The sequence below is a fragment of the Streptomyces sp. NBC_01241 genome, from assembly GCF_041435435.1.
Classification (GTDB): Bacteria; Actinomycetota; Actinomycetes; order Streptomycetales; family Streptomycetaceae; genus Streptomyces.
Genome location: NZ_CP108494.1, coordinates 4,932,008 through 4,949,014 on the forward strand (window position 1 = coordinate 4,932,008; position 17,007 = coordinate 4,949,014).

Annotated in this window: 18 protein-coding genes and 1 pseudogene; 10 read left to right on the top strand and 9 right to left on the bottom strand. The window is 70.9% G+C overall.

Features of this window, described 5'->3' with window-relative positions; translation table 11 throughout:
* Nucleotides 1-193: 193 nt before the first annotated feature.
* Complete coding sequence (locus tag OG306_RS22050) at nt 194-859, top strand: GntR family transcriptional regulator (protein WP_266747807.1); 666 nt, start codon at nt 194-196, stop codon at nt 857-859.
* A 106-nt stretch (nt 860-965) separates the two neighbouring features.
* Here the strand turns inward: OG306_RS22050 and OG306_RS22055 are convergent, their stop codons facing one another.
* Nucleotides 966-1,949 carry a GlxA family transcriptional regulator gene (locus OG306_RS22055; protein WP_371665577.1) on the bottom strand — a complete coding sequence of 328 codons (984 nt, stop codon included), beginning with the start codon at nt 1,947-1,949 and terminating at the stop codon, nt 966-968.
* A gap of 133 nt (nt 1,950-2,082) precedes the next feature.
* On the opposite strand from OG306_RS22055, the gene OG306_RS22060 reads away from it, so the two are divergent.
* Both OG306_RS22060 and OG306_RS22065 read left to right on the top strand, forming a co-directional pair.
* Complete coding sequence (locus OG306_RS22060; protein ID WP_266747809.1) at nt 2,083-3,381, top strand: MFS transporter; 1,299 nt, start codon at nt 2,083-2,085, stop codon at nt 3,379-3,381.
* Nucleotides 3,378-3,824, top strand: coding sequence for a DUF2809 domain-containing protein (locus OG306_RS22065; protein ID WP_266747810.1), 447 nt, complete (start codon nt 3,378-3,380; stop codon nt 3,822-3,824). The genes OG306_RS22060 and OG306_RS22065 overlap by 4 nt, the downstream gene beginning before the upstream one ends.
* Here the strand turns inward: OG306_RS22065 and OG306_RS22070 are convergent.
* Entirely contained in the window at nt 3,781-4,110 is a 330-nt protein-coding gene (locus OG306_RS22070; protein ID WP_266747811.1) for a hypothetical protein, read from the bottom strand. The genes OG306_RS22065 and OG306_RS22070 overlap by 44 nt on opposite strands.
* 174 nt (nt 4,111-4,284) lie before the next feature.
* Between OG306_RS22070 and OG306_RS22075 the strand changes: the two genes are divergently transcribed.
* Entirely contained in the window at nt 4,285-5,628 is a 1,344-nt protein-coding gene (locus OG306_RS22075) for an MFS transporter (protein ID WP_266747812.1), read from the top strand.
* A gap of 59 nt (nt 5,629-5,687) precedes the next feature.
* Here the strand turns inward: OG306_RS22075 and OG306_RS22080 are convergent, their stop codons facing one another.
* Nucleotides 5,688-6,302, bottom strand: coding sequence for a flavin reductase family protein (locus OG306_RS22080; RefSeq protein WP_266752347.1), 615 nt, complete (start codon nt 6,300-6,302; stop codon nt 5,688-5,690).
* Between the two features lie 144 nt (nt 6,303-6,446).
* On the opposite strand from OG306_RS22080, the gene OG306_RS22085 reads away from it, so the two are divergent.
* Complete coding sequence (locus OG306_RS22085) at nt 6,447-6,584, top strand: hypothetical protein (RefSeq protein ID WP_266747813.1); 138 nt, start codon at nt 6,447-6,449, stop codon at nt 6,582-6,584.
* A gap of 53 nt (nt 6,585-6,637) precedes the next feature.
* Here the strand turns inward: OG306_RS22085 and OG306_RS22090 are convergent, their stop codons facing one another.
* Both OG306_RS22090 and OG306_RS22095 read right to left on the bottom strand, forming a co-directional pair.
* Nucleotides 6,638-6,847, bottom strand: coding sequence for a DUF397 domain-containing protein (locus tag OG306_RS22090; protein ID WP_266747814.1), 210 nt, complete (start codon nt 6,845-6,847; stop codon nt 6,638-6,640).
* Nucleotides 6,844-7,722 (bottom strand): helix-turn-helix domain-containing protein, encoded by an 879-nt coding sequence (locus OG306_RS22095; RefSeq protein WP_266747815.1) that lies wholly within the window; start codon nt 7,720-7,722, stop codon nt 6,844-6,846. Before OG306_RS22095 ends, OG306_RS22090 begins: the two co-directional genes overlap by 4 nt.
* 155 nt (nt 7,723-7,877) lie before the next feature.
* Here OG306_RS22095 and OG306_RS22100 point away from each other — a divergent pair, with 155 nt between their 5' ends.
* The 3 genes and pseudogenes from OG306_RS22100 to OG306_RS22110 all read left to right on the top strand — a co-directional run bounded on the left by OG306_RS22100 (nt 7,878) and on the right by OG306_RS22110 (nt 10,389).
* Nucleotides 7,878-8,318 (top strand): ATP-binding protein, encoded by a 441-nt coding sequence (locus OG306_RS22100; RefSeq protein WP_266747816.1) that lies wholly within the window; start codon nt 7,878-7,880, stop codon nt 8,316-8,318.
* 255 nt (nt 8,319-8,573) lie between these two features.
* A pseudogene (locus tag OG306_RS22105) lies at nt 8,574-9,495 on the top strand (helix-turn-helix domain-containing protein).
* Nucleotides 9,496-9,504: 9 nt separating this feature from the next.
* Entirely contained in the window at nt 9,505-10,389 is an 885-nt protein-coding gene (locus OG306_RS22110) for a hypothetical protein (RefSeq protein WP_371665578.1), read from the top strand.
* Nucleotides 10,390-10,501: 112 nt separating this feature from the next.
* On the opposite strand, the gene OG306_RS22115 is transcribed toward OG306_RS22110, so the two are convergent.
* The 3 genes from OG306_RS22115 to OG306_RS22125 all read right to left on the bottom strand — a co-directional run bounded on the left by OG306_RS22115 (nt 10,502) and on the right by OG306_RS22125 (nt 15,358).
* Nucleotides 10,502-11,332: an enoyl-CoA hydratase/isomerase family protein gene (locus OG306_RS22115; RefSeq protein ID WP_266747818.1), complete on the bottom strand. Its 831-nt coding sequence runs from the start codon at nt 11,330-11,332 to the stop codon at nt 10,502-10,504.
* A gap of 43 nt (nt 11,333-11,375) precedes the next feature.
* Entirely contained in the window at nt 11,376-13,604 is a 2,229-nt protein-coding gene (locus OG306_RS22120; RefSeq protein WP_327258902.1) for an acetate--CoA ligase family protein, read from the bottom strand.
* A gap of 566 nt (nt 13,605-14,170) precedes the next feature.
* Entirely contained in the window at nt 14,171-15,358 is a 1,188-nt protein-coding gene (locus tag OG306_RS22125; protein ID WP_266747820.1) for a flavin-containing monooxygenase, read from the bottom strand.
* Between the two features lie 190 nt (nt 15,359-15,548).
* On the opposite strand from OG306_RS22125, the gene OG306_RS22130 reads away from it, so the two are divergent.
* Nucleotides 15,549-16,001 carry a DoxX family membrane protein gene (locus tag OG306_RS22130; RefSeq protein ID WP_266747821.1) on the top strand — a complete coding sequence of 151 codons (453 nt, stop codon included), beginning with the start codon at nt 15,549-15,551 and terminating at the stop codon, nt 15,999-16,001.
* Nucleotides 15,998-16,414: a Zn-ribbon domain-containing OB-fold protein gene (locus OG306_RS22135; RefSeq protein ID WP_266747822.1), complete on the top strand. Its 417-nt coding sequence runs from the start codon at nt 15,998-16,000 to the stop codon at nt 16,412-16,414. Before OG306_RS22130 ends, OG306_RS22135 begins: the two co-directional genes overlap by 4 nt.
* 4 nt (nt 16,415-16,418) lie before the next feature.
* Here the strand turns inward: OG306_RS22135 and pspAB are convergent, their stop codons facing one another.
* Nucleotides 16,419-17,003: a PspA-associated protein PspAB gene (gene pspAB / locus OG306_RS22140; protein ID WP_266747823.1), complete on the bottom strand. Its 585-nt coding sequence runs from the start codon at nt 17,001-17,003 to the stop codon at nt 16,419-16,421.
* Nucleotides 17,004-17,007 lie beyond the last annotated feature (4 nt).

Genomic DNA, 17,007 nt, shown 5'->3' on the forward strand with positions numbered 1-17,007 from the left:
GCTCGCGGATGGTGTTCGCGTCCATCGGCTAAATCGGCCCTCAGGTGGCGCCTTGGCTGACGGGAGGCGTTGCGGTGAAGCCGTGCGGCCCTTGCGGCCGACGCGGCGGGCGGACTCCGGACGCGCTACGCGCATAGTGCGAAATCGTGTAGGATCTATGATTGACGGTAGTTGATCGGGATGAGGTGGCGAGATGGCGGAAGGCGTGGCGCCGCGCCAGATGCTGACGGACACGGTCTACGACGCGGTGCGGCAGCTCTTGGTCGATCACGACATCGAGCCCGGCGGCAAGGTCAAGATCAACGCACTGGCCCAGGAGCTCGATGTCTCCCCCACCCCTGTCCGGGAGGCACTGGCGCGCCTGGAGGCCGAGGGACTGCTCGCGCGGCGCTCCCTCGCCGGCTACACCGCGGCCCCCTTGCTGAATGCCGTGCAGTTCAGCGAGATGTTCGAGATGCGTATCCTGCTGGAGCCGGCCGCGACCGCCAGAGCGGCGCACCGTATCCGCGAGGCCGACCTGGCCGCTCTCGACGAACACCTCACCCGGATGCGCGAAGTCCGGCCCCCTGCCGACCGGGATGCGCGTCGCGCCTTTATGTACCACGACTCGCTCTTCCATGCCCGGATCGCCGAGGTGTGCGGCAGCGCTCTGATGCGCGAGATGCTCGACCGGCTCCACGCGCACGCCCACCTGTACCGGCTGCACTTCCGCGACGACATGGTCGCCGAAACCTGTCGGGAGCACGCACGGATTCTGGAAGCGCTGAGCGAACACGACGCCGAAGTGGCCGAGTCGGCGATGCGCAGCCACATCCGTCGCTCCCGTGAGCGACTGGCCGGCACCCTCGGCGACGAGTAGCCGGTCGGTCGGCCGGCTGCCCCGCTGTCCTCCCGGGCCGGCTGAGGTGGCGGGGGACGGCGGTGCCCCCGCCGCGCCGCGTGATCAGCCGGATGCGGCTGGGGCACTAGCTCCGGCCGGCCCGGAACGTCCGCCGGTACATCGTCGGTGACACCCCCAGCGCCGCCTGGAGATGCTGCCGCAGCGAGGTGGGTGTCCCGAAGCCCGCGTCCCGTGCCACCTGGTCGATCGACAGGTCCGTCGACTCCAGCAGCTGCCGGGCCCGTTCGACCCGCTGCCGGGTCAGCCACTGGACGGGACTGACCCCGACCTCCTCCCGGAAGCGGCGGGTGAACGTCCGTACGCTCATCGACTCCTGCTGCGCCATGTCGCGCAGCAGGATCGGTCGCTCCAGCCGCCCGAGCGCCCAGGCGCGCGCGGTGGTGGTGGCCGCGAACTGCGTCTCGGGCACCGGTCGTTGGATGTACTGCGCCTGCCCGCCGTCCCGGTGTGGCGGTACGACCGTGCGGCGGGCGACGTCGTTGGCGACGGCGGTGCCGTGGTCGCGGCGCACGATGTGCAGGCAGAGGTCGATTCCGGCGGCTACTCCGGCGGAGGTCAGGACATCGCCGTCGTCGATGAACAGGACGTCCGGGTCGACGCGGACCTTGGGGAAGAGCCGCTGGAAATGGTCGGCGGAGGACCAGTGCGTGGTGGCGGGCCGCCCGTCGAGATATCCGGCCGCGGCCAGCACGTAACTGCCCGTGCAGATGGAGACCATCCGGGTGCCCGGCCTGATGTGCGCGAACGCGGCGGCGAGTTCGTCGGTGAGCCTGCCCTCCGCGTAGACGGGGCCGAGTTCGTAACTGGCGGGGATCACGACCGTGTCGGCGGTGGCCAGGGCCTCCGGGCCGTGTTCCACGGTGATCGTGAAGTCCGCGTCGGTGCGGACCGGGCCCGGCGGGCGGACGGAACAGGTCACGACTTCATAGAGATTGCGGCCCTTGGTGCGCGGATCCGAACCGAGCGAACGGCCGAATATCCTTTGGGGGATGCCTAGTTCGAAGGGGAGCAGCCCGTCGAGGGCCAGGACTGCGATGCGGTGCGGCACGGGCGGACCCCTTTCATCCCTAGCTGGTATAGACCTCCAGCTGATACATGTCACTGCCGTGAAGGAAAAGTCAGCGGAGTATCCGCGCATTCCCGCCACGGAGCGCGCGGGCATACCGTCCCCGTCGCCCCGTATGTCGGATTCGACCCCTATCCCTGGCCGCGGCCAGGCCCAGGGCCCGGTTCCGGGTCCAATTCCAGGCCCGGGCCCGGATCCGGAGCTGATCGGCCGCGGCCGGCCGGCCGAGCTCTGGAACCGTAACTTCCGGCTCTTCTTCGTCGCCCGTACCGCCGCGCTCTTCGGTGACGGCATGATCCCGGTGGCGCTCACCGCGGGCCTGCTGGGGGCGGGCCGGCCGCACTCGTCGGTCGGGTTCGCGCTCGCGGCCTGGATGGGACCGCTGGCCCTCTTCGTGCTCTTCGGCGGCGTACTGGCGGACCGGTTCACCCCCCGCCGGATGATGATCATCGCCGATGCGCTGCGGCTGGTCGGGGCCTCGGTGCTGGCGGTCTCCTTCGCCACCGGCAACCCGCCGCTGTGGGCGGTGTACACGCTCAGCGCGGTGGCCGGTGTGGGCGCCGCGCTCTTCCAGCCGGGCGTCGCGTCGACCGTGCCACGGGTCGCCTCGGACGTGCAGCGCGCCAACGCGGTGCTCCGGGTCTCCGAGGCGCTGATGACCATGGCGGGCCCGGCCTTCGCGGGCATGCTCGTCGGATTCGCCAGCGCCGGGGCGGTCTACGCGGCGAACGCGTCGACGTTCCTGGTCTCCGGCCTGTGCCTGTTCCTGCTGCGGCTGGCCCCGCCCCCGGCGGACGAGGCTCGGCACGGCACCTTCGTCGCCGAACTGGTCGACGGGTGGCGGGAGTTCCGGGCCCGGAGCTGGCTGTGGGGGGTGATCGCGATCTGGACGGTGTACGGCTTCGCGGTGCTCGGCCCGATGCTGCCGCTCACCGCGGTCGAGGTCACCGAGGCGCACGGCTCGGGGACGTACGGCGTGATGATGGCGGTGAACGGCGCGGGCAGCGTGGTCGGCGGGCTGCTCGCCCTGCGCCTGAGACCGCGCCGCCCGCTCGCGGCGGGGGCTGTGGCGCTGACCGCGGTCTGTGTGAACCTGGTGGTGCTGGGCCTCGGAATGCCGGTGTCCGCGCTCGGGGCGGGGCAGTTCGTGGCGGGAGCGGCGTTCGCGTTCTGGCTGGTGATGTGGTCGACGACGGTGCAAACTCACGTGCCGCCGCAGGCGCTGAACCGGCTGCACGCGTACGACGTGGCGGGCTCGCTGCTGATGCTGGCGGCGGGCCGGGCGCTGGCCGGACCGGTCGCGGACCGGGTGGGCGCACCGGAGGTGCTGCTGGCCGGAGCGGTGATCAACATGGTGGTGGTGGCGGCACTGCTGGCGGCCCGGCCGATCCGGCGGCTGGAGCGGATCGGATGACCGCGGGAGGGCCGCAGGCGGTCGTTCCCCGGGCGGCGCCGACGGCTCTGCGGGCCCGCGCGGTCGCGGCCGGGGCCGCGGCGCTGACCGTCGCCGCCGGGTTCGGGGTCAGGGCGGTCGCGGACGGTCCCGTCGCCAAATACGCCGGGGACGCGCTCTACACCGTGCTGATCTGCGCCCTGGCCACCGTGATCGCCCCGCGTGCGCGGCCGGCCGTCACGGCCGGGGCGGCGCTCGCGTTCAGCTGGGTGGTCGAGCTGCTGCAACTGACCGGGGTGCCTGCGGAACTCTCCCGGCACAGCGCGGTGGCGCGGCTGGTGCTCGGCTCGTCCTTCAACGCACCCGACCTGTGCTGGTACGCGGTGGGGGCGGGGTGCGCCTGGGCCGTGGCGGCCCTGGCTACTTGCTCCGGGAGCGCTCCTCGGACCGCTGCATCTCGATGACCTGGAAGACATGGGCGCTCGTCTGCCTGCGCACACTGCCGCAGACGAGCAGCGCCGCACCGCACACGGACAAGGGCGCGGAGATCCCCAGAATGGCCAGTTGCTTCGGCCACTCAGTGATCATCTCGCAGTCGTTCGTGACCCGGTAGCAGTACGCGTCCTGCTGTTCGACCAGCAGGAAGCCCAGCCAGATCCACAGCGCGCAGGCGACGATCAGAAGCACGGCACCCCAGCCCTGCATCAGCGCGGAGCGGTGGTGGAACTGCTGGCGTGCTACCCACTGCATGAGGTCCCCCGGTTCGGTACGTGGCGAAGGTTTCTGCGCGCGACGGCGGTGCGGTGTACGGACGCCGGGCGACAGGTGATCGTACGCGCAGTGTCGGGGCCGCTCGCGGCGTGTGGCCCGATCCCTGCGAAGGGTGGCTCTCCGGCCACTCGTGAACAGCCGTGCCGCGACCCGATGCTGAGTGACGTGACCCAGACAACCGAAAGCGCCGCCCGGGACGACGACCGGCAGGCCACCCCCGCAGCACCCGGCCGGCGCTCCCGCCGGCGCGTTCACCGTGCCTGGATCGTCGCCGTCGTCACCTTCGTGACGATCATCGGCGGCGCCGCCTTCAACTCGCTGCCCGGCCTCCTCATCGACCCGCTCCACACGGAGTTCGGCTGGTCGCGCGGGGAGATCGGATTCGCCGTCTCCATCGACATGGCGCTGTACGGGCTCACCGCACCGTTCGCCGCCGCGCTGATGGACCGCTTCGGCATCCGCCGGGTCGTCGTCGCCGCGCTGAGCGTGGTGGCGGCCGGGGCGCTGGCCAGCATCTGGATGACGGCCTCCTGGCAGCTGATGCTCTATTGGGGGCTGCTCGTCGGCCTCGGCACCGGGTCCATGGCGCTGGCCTTCTCCGCCACGGTCACCAACCGCTGGTTCGTGGCCCGGCGCGGCCTGGTCACCGGCATCCTCACCGCGGCGGGCGCCTCCGGCCAACTGGTGTTCCTGCCGCTGTGCGCGTGGATCGTCGCGGAACACGGCTGGCGCCCGGCCTCGGTGACCGTCGCGCTCGCCGCCCTGGCCGTCGTCCCGTTCGTCTGGTTCCTGCTGCACGACCACCCGGCCGACGTGGGCCTCGCCCCGTACGGCGGCAGCTACGTGGAGAAGCCCGCGCCCGCTCGCGGGGCGGCGCGGCGGGCCCTGCGCGTACTGACCGACGCGGCGCGCACGGGACCGTTCTGGCTGCTGGCCGGTACGTTCGCGATCTGCGGGGCCTCGACCAACGGCCTGATCCGTACGCACTTCGTGCCGTCGGCCCACGACCACCACATGCCCATCACCACCGCGGCCTCGCTGCTCGCCGTCATCGGGGTCTTCGACGTCATCGGCACGGTCTTCTCCGGCTGGCTCACCGACCGCTTCGACGCCCGCCGGCTCCTCGCCGTCTACTACGCGCTGCGCGGCGCCTCGCTGCTGTTCCTGCCGATGCTGATGGCGCCGACGGTCCATCCGCCGATGGTGTTCTTCATCGTCTTCTACGGCCTGGACTGGGTCGCCACGGTCCCGCCGACGCTGGCGCTGTGCCGCGAGCAGTACGGCGAGGACAGCGCCATCGTCTTCGGCTGGGTCCTCGCCTCCCACCAGGTGGGCGCGGCGCTGGTGGCGTTCCTGGGCGGTGTGGCGCGTGACGTGTTCGGCTCGTACGACGTGGTCTGGTACGCGTCCGGGGCGCTGTGCGCGCTGGCGGCACTCATGGCGCTGGTGATCCGGCGGGTCCGAGAGCCTTCGGGCGCCGCCGCGGGACTCGGCTGACAGTGCCGACCGGTCTCAGGCGGAGAGGTGCTCGGCGACCGTCAGGGCACGGTGAACGTTCACCCGCCGAGCGGCCCGAACTGCCCGAACACCCCCCGGTGGAACAGCAGCGGACCGTCCCCGTCCGCCGCCCCCAGTGCCTCCACCCGGCCCACCACGATCAGATGGTCGCCCCCGGTGTGGACGGCCTGGACGCGGCAGTCGATCCAGGCCGGTACGGAGTCCAGCAGCGGCGATCCGGTTGCGGGAGCCGCCTCGTACGCCACCCCTGCGAACTTGTCGGCCCCGCTCACCGCGAAGCTCCGGCACAGCGCACCCTGGTCCGCGCCCAGGATGTTGACGCAGAAGGCCCCGGCACGAGCGATGCGCGGCCAGGTCGTCGACGTACGGGCGACCATGAAGGTGACCAGCGGCGGGTCGAGCGAGAGCGACGCGAACGACTGGCAGGCGAAGCCCGCAGGTCCCTGCGCGTCGTCCGGGTCGTGTGCGGTGACGATGGTGACCCCGCTCGCGAAGTGCCCCAGTACGCGGCGGAATTCGGCCGGGTCGACCGGCAGCCGCTCGCCGTCGGCGACGGCCCGAAGATCCGGGCGCGGCAGTGGGTCGACTGGCGCCGTCCCTGCGGTGGTGGCGGCGCCGACGGACCTGAGGTACCGGACGGCGGTGGCGGCCATGCCTGCGTGTCCCATCACGCCTTCCATTGAAACTGACGCAGTGTCAGATCGGAAGGGTTGGGGCGAAGACGTTTGAAGTATCGCTGCTCGGGGCGGGGGACGTGGTCCTACGAGCCCGGTAATTCCACCACGTGGGAGCAGAGCGTGCGGCTCGACATCGAGGGCTGCTCCTTCGCCGGTGACTCCGACGGCCGGCGGATCAGCGGCACGTCGGACCGGCCCGAACTCGACCGGGAGTACGGCGATCCGGACTCACCGGGCTGGTACACGCTCAGCCGGTGACCGGCCCCCGAGCCCGCCCGAGCCGGTGCCGGGGTCGGGGCGGGCGTTGGCGGTCAGCTACCGGCGGCGTACGTCACGAAGTGCGCCCATGCGGCGGGGGCTACGGCGAACCGGGGGCCCTGCGCGTTCTTCGAGTCGCGGACGTGGACGGTGCTGGGGGTGGTGGCGACCTCGACGCAGTCGTTGCCGCTGCTGCTGTCGCTGTAGCTGCTCTTGAGCCACTCCAGCGCGGTGCCTTCCCCCACTGAGGTCTTTCGGGTCATGTCTCTCCCCGCACTTGCTCGATGAAGGCCAGCGACTCCCCTGGCGCGAGAGCCTGGGCCCGGATCATCCCATATCGCAGCTCGAGGATCCGAAGCTGTTTCGGGTCGGAGACCGGGCGACCGTTGAACGCGCCTTCTGAGCGTCCCACGGCTGTGCCGTCCCCGAACTTCAGCACCTCGATCCCGCCGTCCAGCCCAGGGTGGGTCTCACAGTTGAGGGGCATTACTTGTAGTGAGACGTTGCGCAACCGGCCCACCTCCAAGAGGCGTTCGAGCTGGCGGCGCCATTCCATTCTGCCCCCGATGGGGCGTCGCAGAGCCGCCTCTTCCTGAACGAAGCTGAGCGCCGGCGCGGGTGAGCGGTCGGAGATCGAGCGGCGGGCGATGCGTGCTGCCACACCTCGCTCCACCTCGTTCCGGGAGTACGCGGGCTGCCGCGTCTCCAACAACACCCGGGCGTGCCCTTCCGTTTGCAGCAGGCCGTGAACGCCGTGGTTGGCATACACGGCGACCTCGACCGCCCGCGCCTCCATCCGCGCCAGATCCCGGATCTTCTTCGGGTACCGGACCTCCGCCACGTCCTTCTTCATTGCGGCGATCAGCCCGCCCGCGCCCAACACCTCGTCCGCCCTGTCCAGATACTCCTGGCGCGGAATCCGTTTCCCGGCCTCGACCTTGTAGACCTGGTCCTCCCCGTACCCGATCGCCACGCCGAACTCGACCGCCCGCATGCCGGCCGCCTCGCGTCGCAGTCTCAGCTGCCGCCCCACCGTGGCGACGACCGCCGCACCCGACTCGTCGTCCGGGTCGACGTCCCAACCGGGCTCGTCCGCCTCGCCCCCGGGCCGTTCCGTACCGTTTGTATCCACCCGCATCCGCGCCACCTCCGACGTGCCGTTACACCTTGACGCCCTCTACCCGCACGCCCCCTCTGGACAGCCCGGACAGCTCCGGACAACCACCGGACGGTCACCGTACGCATCCAGTCGATCACTGATCAGCGTATGCCTGCCCGGCCACGCTGAGTGACGTGAAACAAGAAATCACCCTCCCTCAACCTCCCGCCCCCAGCCGCACGTTCACCGTGCTGCTCTCGCCCACCCGCCGGGGAGCCAGGCTGGCCCGGCTGCTCACCGCCGCGCATCTGGGCGAGTGGGGGATCCCGTCGGAGTCGGCTGTGCAGATTGTCGCGGAACTGGCCGCCAATGCCGTGGTGCACGGCCGCGTACCGGGCAGGGACTTCCGGCTCGACCTCACGATCCACGACGGCGGTGCGCTGCTGCGGATCGAGGTGAGCGACGCCCGTGGCGAATGCCTTCCGCCCGGTCCGGGCGGCACGGCCTTCCCGGATGGCGACTGCGAGTCCGGGCGCGGCCTGTTGATCGTCGAGGCGCTCGCGGACCGTTGGGGCGTCAGCCCCGGTCCTGTCCCCCGCAAGACCGTCTGGGTCGAGCTCGACCTCGTACTGTGACCGCCGCCACCGGGTCGCGGCTCCGCGCGACATCAAAAACCTTGAAGAACTCGGGAAATGAACCTTCTCAACCCCACCCTGCCGCTCGTCACCCACATGGGTGAAAATGGCCAACTTAGCTGGATATCAGGCTGATTGGCTGGCATATGCTCGCCGCGACGAACATCCCGAACATCCCCCAGACATGCGACGGCCCCCGGCCGGGACTGGCATCCCGATCGAGGGCCTGACCAACGAGGAAGAGTGACCTTCCCGATGGATACCCAGCAGATTAGCGCGCCCGCGCGCGCCTCGTCCGGTGTCGTGCACGACAACTCCCGGCACACCAGCCGATTCACGGTCATGGGCAACCACCTCACCCAGCACCGCGAGCTCTCCCTCACCGCGATCGGGCTCGCCGCACACATCCAGTCGCTGCCCGCCGGGGTCAGGATCGGCATCAAGGATCTCGCCGGCCGCTTCCCGGAGAGCGAGGCCCGGATCGCCGCAGCGTTACGCGAACTCGAAGCCCACGGCTACCTTCGACGCACCCGGACGCGCCTGTCGAACGGCCGGATCGTCACCCGTACGGTCTCCTGCAACCAGCCCTCGGACCAGCGGCGCACGGACGCTTTGCCGGGCCGCGACCGCCCGCAGCGTACGGTCCGTCCGCCCGCGCCCGCCCGCGCCCGTCCGGCCCTGTAGCGAGCCCGAGGCCGGCGACGCGCATCCGGCCAGGTCCCGGACCCACGCCAAGCCTGCGCCCCGTCGTGAGCCCGCGCCCCTGCTCGTACCGAAGCCGGCCTTCCCCGCCGTGTCCCTCCTCCGGACCGCCACCGACCTGCTCGCCGGGCTGCACCATCAGGACCCGCGCCTGCTGCTCTCCGTGCAGGACGTGGACGCCCTGGCCCCGGGGGTCGCCGCATGGCTGGAGCGCGAGGCCGGCCCCGCCGCCCTACAGCACGCCCTGACCAGCGAACTCCCACCCGAAGGGCTGCGCCGTCCCGCCGGTCTCCTCGCTCACCGGCTCACCGCCAGGCTTCCGCCACCGCCGCCGTTCCGGCCTCCGGCCGCGCTCCTGCCCAGGCCGATCCCGCTGCAGAACTGCGAGGGCTGCGACCGGGCATTCCGCGCGGCGGAGCCAGGAGAGTGCCCCGACTGCCGGACCAACTCCCATCCGACCGTTCAAGAGCTCTAGGAACACCACATGGTCAGCTCGTCCCACGAGGCGATGCACCGCATCTTCCAGGAGTACCCGGGCCTGTTCTCCCGAGTCTCCGAGGTGCTGGGGGTCGCGATCGGCCCACCCGCCTCAGCTACCGTCATGCCCACCGACCTCACCGAGAACCGGCCCCTCGAACGCCGTGTCGACACCCTGCTGCGCATCGACATGGAGGACGGCCGGTCCTATCTCCTGGCGATCGAGGCCCAGGGCAAGAAGGACCCGGACAAGCCGGCGAGCTGGATGTACTACCTGTCGTACCTCCAGGCGAAGTACAAACTGCCGCCCATGCTGCTGGTCGTATGCCGGGACCGAGCCACCGCCGAATGGGCGACGCGCCCGTTCACCGTCGGCCACCCGCAATTACCCGTGCTCACCCTGCAAGCACTTGTCGCGGGCCCGCACAACATGCCGGTGATCACGGATGTGGCCGAGGCCCGTAAGGACCTGGCGCTGGCCACGCTGGCCGCGATCACACACGCAGGCGATCCGGACATCGGTGCCATACTGAAAACGCTGTCGACCGCTCTGCGTGATGTACCGGAAACCATCGCCGATCCCATCGTCGAACTCACCGCACAGGGCCTGGGCAACCGTCCGGCCGCACAACAGTGGAGGAACCTGGTGGCCGTGGACCTTTCTTTCTACAAGTCACCTCTTTCGGAAGAAATCCGGGATGAAGGCCGCGCGGAAGGCCGTGCAGAGGGCGTCGCGAAGAGCATTCTGCTCCTCCTCGCCCAGGTCGGCATCGACGTACCCGACGAGGCCCGCGAACGCATCAGGGGCTGCACCGACGTCGACACCTTGAGCCGCTGGCTCTTGCGTGTTCCCACTGCGACATCCGTCGAGGACGTCTTCACTGAGAAGTAGGCGGACTGCGGCCGGGGCCTGCCGGTGGCCCGCCGACCGGTGAGTCCCGGCCGCACAGACTGCAGGAGCCTCTCCGTAGCGGTGGAGGACGACGTGAGCGCCCTCGGAGTCCTCACAGCCCCTGGTACTTCGGTGTACGCCGTTCCACGAAGCTCGCCACGCCCTCGTTGGCGTCCTGCGTCGTCATATTGATCTCCTGGGCCATCGCCTCGGCCGCGAACGCCGTCGCGCGGTCGGAGTCCAGGGAGGCGTTCACCAACTGCTTGGTGAGGGCGATCGCGCGGGTCGGGCCGTCGGCCAGCCGCTGGGCCCACGCGCGGGCCGTCGACGTCAGTTCCTCGTCCGGGACCACCCGGTTGACCAGACCCAGGCGTTCCGCTTCTCTCGCCGGGAGCGAGTCGCCGAAGAACATCAGCTCCTTGGCGCGCTGCGGGCCGATCAGGCGCGGCAGCAGATATGCGCCGCCGCCGTCCGGTACGAGCCCGCGGCGCACGAACACCTCGATGAACTTCGCCGACTCGGCGGCCAGCACCAGATCGCAGGCGAACGCGAGGTGGGCGCCGATGCCCGCCGCCGTGCCGTTGACGGCCGCGACGACCGGCTTCTCGCAGTCCAGGACCGCTGCTATCAGCCGCTGCGCGCCGAGCCGGATCGTACGGGCCACATCCCCCGGCACCCGGTCGCCGGTCGCTGGGGCCCCGCGCAGGTCGGCGCCCGCGCAGAAACCGCGGCCGGTGGCGGTGAGGACGACGGCCCGGACCGCCGGGTCGGCGGAGGCCTCGGAGAGCAGGTCGATGACGCGTTCGCGCTGGTCCCAGGTGAGGGCGTTCATCGCTTCGGGGCGGTTCAGCGTGATCCGGGAGACGCCGTTGTCAGTGGTGTGGAGTATCAATGATTCAGGCGATCCGGACGGGTCGGCGATGTCTTCGGGGGAGGACGGCATGAGGCAGCTCCTGGGTGGGTGGCCGGGGAAACGGCGGGACAGGTCAGCGGCAGACGGCGAGCGCGTCCAGCGCCACCGCGCCCTGCCCCCGCCCGAGCACCATCAGCGGGTTGATGTCGAGTTCGGCGAGGTCGTGGCCCAGTTCCAGGGCCATCCGCTGCACCCGCAGCACGACCTCGACGAGCGCGTCCACATCCACCGGCGGACCGCCGCGTACACCCTCCAGCAGGGCCCGGCCGCGCAGTTCGCCGAGCATCGAGCGCGCCTGGTCCTCGCCGAACGGCGGCACCCGTACCGCCGCATCGTGCAGCACCTCGACCAGTACGCCACCGAGCCCGACCGTCACCGTCGGTCCGAACAACGCGTCCTGCGTGACACCGACCATCATCTCGACGCCCCGCTCGACCATCTGGCAGACCAGGATCCCGTCCAGCTCGACACCCTCGTACCGCGCGATGTCGGTCAGTTCGCGGTACGTGTCCCGCACCTGGCTGGCGGAGGTGAGCCCGACCTTGACCAGGCCGAGCTCGGTCTTGTGGGCGAGCCGGGCGCCCGAGGCCTTCATGACGACCGGGTAGCCGACCTGCCCCGCGGCCCGGACGGCCGCCGCCGCGCTGGTCACCAACTGCTCGCGCGGAACGCGGATTCCGTACGCCCGCAACAGCTGCTTCGCCGCGTGCTCACTCAGCTGTCGGCCCGGGCGCATCAGTGCCTGCGCCTTGCGGAACGAGGGCGACGGCGTGTGCGGCGCCTCGTCGAAGGGCGAGCGGTACGAGGCGGCGAACCGGTGGTGGTCCAGATAGGCCTTCACGGCGGTGATGCAGTTGCCGAAGGTACGGAAGGTGGCGACGCGCGACGAGCCGAGCAGCGTCGTGCGGTACGCGTCCTCCGTGCCGACGGGCGAGCCCCACACCACGCACACCAGCTTGTCCGTGGTCTCCGCCGCGTCCACCAGGTCCTGCGCGAGCTTGTCGCTCATCGGGGGGAAGGGGCCGGTGATCGGGCAGATCAGCACGCCGACGGCGGGGTCGGCGAGGATCGCGTCGATGATCTCCCGGCCACGCCAGTCGCCGACCGGATGGCCGCCGTTGTCGACCGGGTTCGCCACGTTCAGATAGTCGGGAATCCACTCGTGCAGCTCGCGCTGCTTCTCCTGGGACAGAGTGGGAAGCCTCAGCCCCGCGCCGGTCGCCAGGTCCGAGAAGTGCGCGCCCGTGCCGCCCGAGATCGAATACACGACGACGCCGTCGGCCTGCGGCTTTCGTGCCCGGGCCAGCAGGGCCGCGGTGTCCTGGAGTTCGTCGAGCCCGTCCACCCGGATCACGCCGAACTGCCGCATCGCCGCGTCCACCACCTGGTCGGCGCCGGTCAGCTTGCCGGTGTGTGACGCGGCCGTCCTGGCGCCCGCCTCCGTACGCCCCACCTTGACCGCCACCACCGGAACGCCGGCCCGCGCCGCCCGGTCGGCGGCCAGCAGAAAGGAACGCCCGTCCTTGAGCCCCTCCACGTAACAGGCGATGGCCCCGACCTCGGGACGCTGCGAGAAGTACGAGATGAAGTCGGCGGTCTCCAGATCCGCCTCGTTGCCCGTGGGCGCCCAGTGCGAGAGCCGCACGCCCAGCTCCTGAAGGGCGTAGACGGGGCGACCCTGGTGACCGGACTGGGTGATCAGCGCGATCGCCGGCCCGTCCAGATCGTCGCGGAACTTCTCGAAGGCGTTGAGGTTGGTGTTCGGCCCGAGCAGCCGCAGCCCGGACCGCTCCACCGCCGCGGCCAGCCGCGCCTGGGCGGCAGCGCCCTCCTCGCCGGTCTCGGCGAACCCGGAGGCGAAGGCGACGGCGAACTTCACCTTGGCCTGCGCGAGTTCCTCGACCACCGGGAGCGGATCGCCGACCAGCAGCACCGCCAGATCGACCTGCTCCGGCAGGTCCGCGACAGAAGGAGAACAGGCCCGCCCGAACACGGACTTCCGGCTGGGATGCACCGGATGCAGCCGCGCCCCGACCCGCTCGGCCCAGCCGATCAGCTGCCGGGTGATCCCGGTATTGGGCCGCCCCTCGGTGTCGGAGGCGCCGATGACAGCCACGGACTCGGGCCGGAAGAACCGGTCCAGATCCGGCACGGACGCGTGCAGCGGGCGGCCGCTGACATCGAGATCGCCCTCCGCGGCGGCGGCCGCCATGCTGTGGACGATGGCATGCGGCTCCTCGCCGCAGGCCACCACCCTGGCGCGGAAGTCGGTGGTGAGGGTGCCGTGAGTCGATCCAAGCATCGTTCCGCCCACTCCTGCTCGGGGTTCGTCGGGTGATCGTGCCCGGCCAGCCTGAAGCTGACACCCTGTCAGGTTACTGAACTGACGGCCCGTCAGGAATGGGTGTGCAGGCAAAGGCTGAACCGGGCGCACTGATGCCCGGGTGCTCGGGTGCTTCGGCGCCCGGGTGCCTGGACGCCCGGGTGTCCCGGTGCCCAGAGGTCCGGCTGCCCAGAGGTCCGGGTGTCCAGAGGTCCCGGTGTCCGGATACCTGGACCGGATTCCGGGCATGGCCCGGGCGCTCCTCTCCGAGCGGCAACGGCCTCTGCTCCTTTGCCCCCTGCGCGTGGACGTGGCATCGCAGGGGCTATCTGTCACGTTCGCACGCGAGGGGTGCCGGGCGCGGCGACCGCAGCGAGGGCTTCAGCATCGACGAGTGGGCGATCTCGGCCGGCGCCCGCCCGGAATGCGCCACCTGGAAACGTGCCACCCGGAATGCGCCACCTGGAACGTGCCGCCCGGAATGCGCCGCGCCGCCCGGAAATGGGCCTGCCGACCGTGCGGAGGTCCGATCCCGGAGTGGCCGGTCAGCGGATGCGTGAAACTCTCTTGGCGATCTTCCGTGCGTCCAGCGCCATTTCGCGGAGCATGCCGCTGATCGGGTTGGTGAACCCGGTGAAGTACAGGCCGGGGGCCCGCTTGGGCGTGCGGGCGCCGTGCGTCACCGGCCGGCCCCGGGCGTCCAGGACGCCGAGGTGGCCGACCAGGCTCTCCAGGGCCCGGTGGTAGCCCGTCGCCGCGATGACCGCGTCCGGGGTGATCCGGTCCCCGTCGGCCAGCACCACCGCGTCCTCGTCGAACGACTCGACGGCTGCCACCGGTACCACCCGGCCGCCCTTCACCGCGTCGATCAGTCCCATGTCCTGCACCGGGATGGCACCGTCCCGGACCCGTGAGTACAGGCCGGTGTCGGGGCGCGGGAGCCCCTGTGCGGCGAGATCGGGCACGGCGATCCGGGCCATCAGGCCCCCGGCCCGGTCGACGAGAGGGACCGGCAGCCTGCGTACCAGGATGCCGGTCGCCTGGGCGGGCCATCCCGCGGTCGAGCGGCGCACGATGTGCGGCACGGTGCGTACGGCGATGCGTACCCGGGACGCCCCGCCCTCCACCAGGTCGACGGCGATCTCCGCGCCCGTGTTGCCGATGCCGACGACGAGGACGTCCCGGCCCGCGTACGGGGCCGGATCGCGGTAGTCGCAGGCGTGCACGAGGTCGCCGGTGAAGGTGTCGCGCCCGGACCAGTCGGGGATGCGCGGGGTGTGGTTGTAGCCGGTGGCGATGACGACGGCCCGGCCGGTCAGCATCCGGCCACCGGTCGCGGTCAGTTGCCAGCCGGCTCCGTCGGGGGTCCGGTCGATCCGGGACACCTCGACGCCCGTCACCACTTCCAGCTCGTGGTGCTCGACGTACTTCTCCAGGTAGCGCACCACGTCGTCCCTGGCCACCCAGCGCCCGAACCGGCGCGGCATCGCCAGCCCCGGCAGCGCGGACCGGCGCCGGGTCGTGTGGAGGTGCAGCCGGTCGTAGTGGCGGCGCCAGGACGCGCCCACGTTCTCGGACCTCTCCAGTACGACCGCCCGTACCCCCCGCTCGCGCAGGGCCGCGGCGGCGGCGAGGCCGCCCGGGCCGCCGCCGATGACGTATACGGGCCGGTCCTCGGTGAGGCCGGTCGGGGCAGGGGTGGTGTTACCGGCGGTCGGTGCGCTGTCGGGCATGGTCCGGAGCGTAATCGCGCACGTACTTGATGGATCTCGGTCAAGAGGGAAATCGATTGCGAATTGATCACGCGTGCGCGTTCCTGAACGCTTCCGTGGGCCGGTTGATTGGGCATGCCTCTTGCGGCAGGCCTCGCCATCAGGTGAACTGACGTACCGTCAGTTTCTGGTTCCAGTGAGCGGGAGACCCATGCAGACGATCTGGCTCGGTGGCGCCGAGTGGCTCGCCGTCCTCCGGATAGGCCTCGGCCTGTGGTGGCTGGAGAGCTGGCGGCACAAGGACAAGAAGGGGTGGTTCGAGCGCGGCACGGGCATTGCCTGGGCCGCCGACGTCGCGGGCAAACACAGGTGGGCGGCCGTACGCACGGGCTTCCGGCAGGTCGTCGCCCCGCGCCCCAAGGCCATGGCCTACCTCGTCGTGTACGCCGAACTCGCCCTGGGTCTCGGCCTGATCACCGGATTTCTCACACCCGTCGCGCTCGTCGCCGGCCTCCTGCTCAACCTCCTCTACCTGGTGCTGATGATCCACGACTGGGCCGAGCAGGGGCAGAACGCGATGATGGCGCTCATCTCGCTCGTCGCGCTGTTCGCGATGTCCTGGCAGACCTGGTCCCTCGACGACGCGATCGGAATCTTCCTGTGACCCCGGCAGCCGTACGTTTCGACCTTCCCGAGCCCGACGCCTTCACCCGCCCCTACTGGGACACCGCCGCCCAGGGGCAGTTGCTGCTGCGCCGCTGCCGCGCCTGCGGGCGCGCCCACCACTACCCGCGCGAGTTCTGCCCGCACTGCTGGAGCGAGGACGTCACCTGGGAGCGGGCGAGCGGACACGCAACGCTCTATACCTGGTCCGTCGTCCACCGCAACGACCTGCCGCCGTTCGGTGCCCGCGTGCCGTACACCGCCGCCGTCGTCGACCTGGCCGAGGGGCCGCGGATGATGACGGAGATCGTGGAGTGCGAGGAGCCGGACCTGGCGATCGGAATGGCGCTGCGGGTGGCCTTCCGGCGGGACGAGGGGTGCGAGACGGTGCCGGTCTTCCGGCCTCTGCGCTGACCCGTCACAGCCCCGGCGCCCCCCACACCGGGAACCACCGGGCCAGGTCCTTCTCCATCCGCAGGTCGTCCCCGAGTACCGCTCTGACCTGCAACTCCAGCTGGTTGTCCCGCTTCTCGGCGCCACCCGGCACCGGCGCGAACGGATAGAACGTGCCGCGCTTGTAGAGGTAGACCAGGGCCAGCGGACGGTCTCGCGCGTCCCGGAAACCGATCAGGGAGCAGAGCAGCTGCGGCCCGAAGCCACCGTCCTGGAGCAGGGTGTTGACCGCGTGCAGGTCGTTGACCAGGGAAGCGGTGTCCTCGGCCGGCTGGCGGGCGAGCAGCCAGGTGTAGCCGTACGAGTCCTGGCTGAACTCCACCGGGATGCCACCCCGGTCCGTGTCGGCGTCGAGCAGTTCGCGTACGTCCTGCTGGATGCGGGCAAAGGTGCCGCCTTCGGCGCCGGCGAAGCACACCGAGCCGAGACCGGTGGGCTCGAACCCGGCGCCCGCCTGGAGGGTGAGGGCGGCGGAGGGCACGGCGAAGAGCTGGTCGAGATCGGGGCGGACCGGTTTGCTGCGGCCCAGGATGGTGTCGAGAAGACCCATGGAC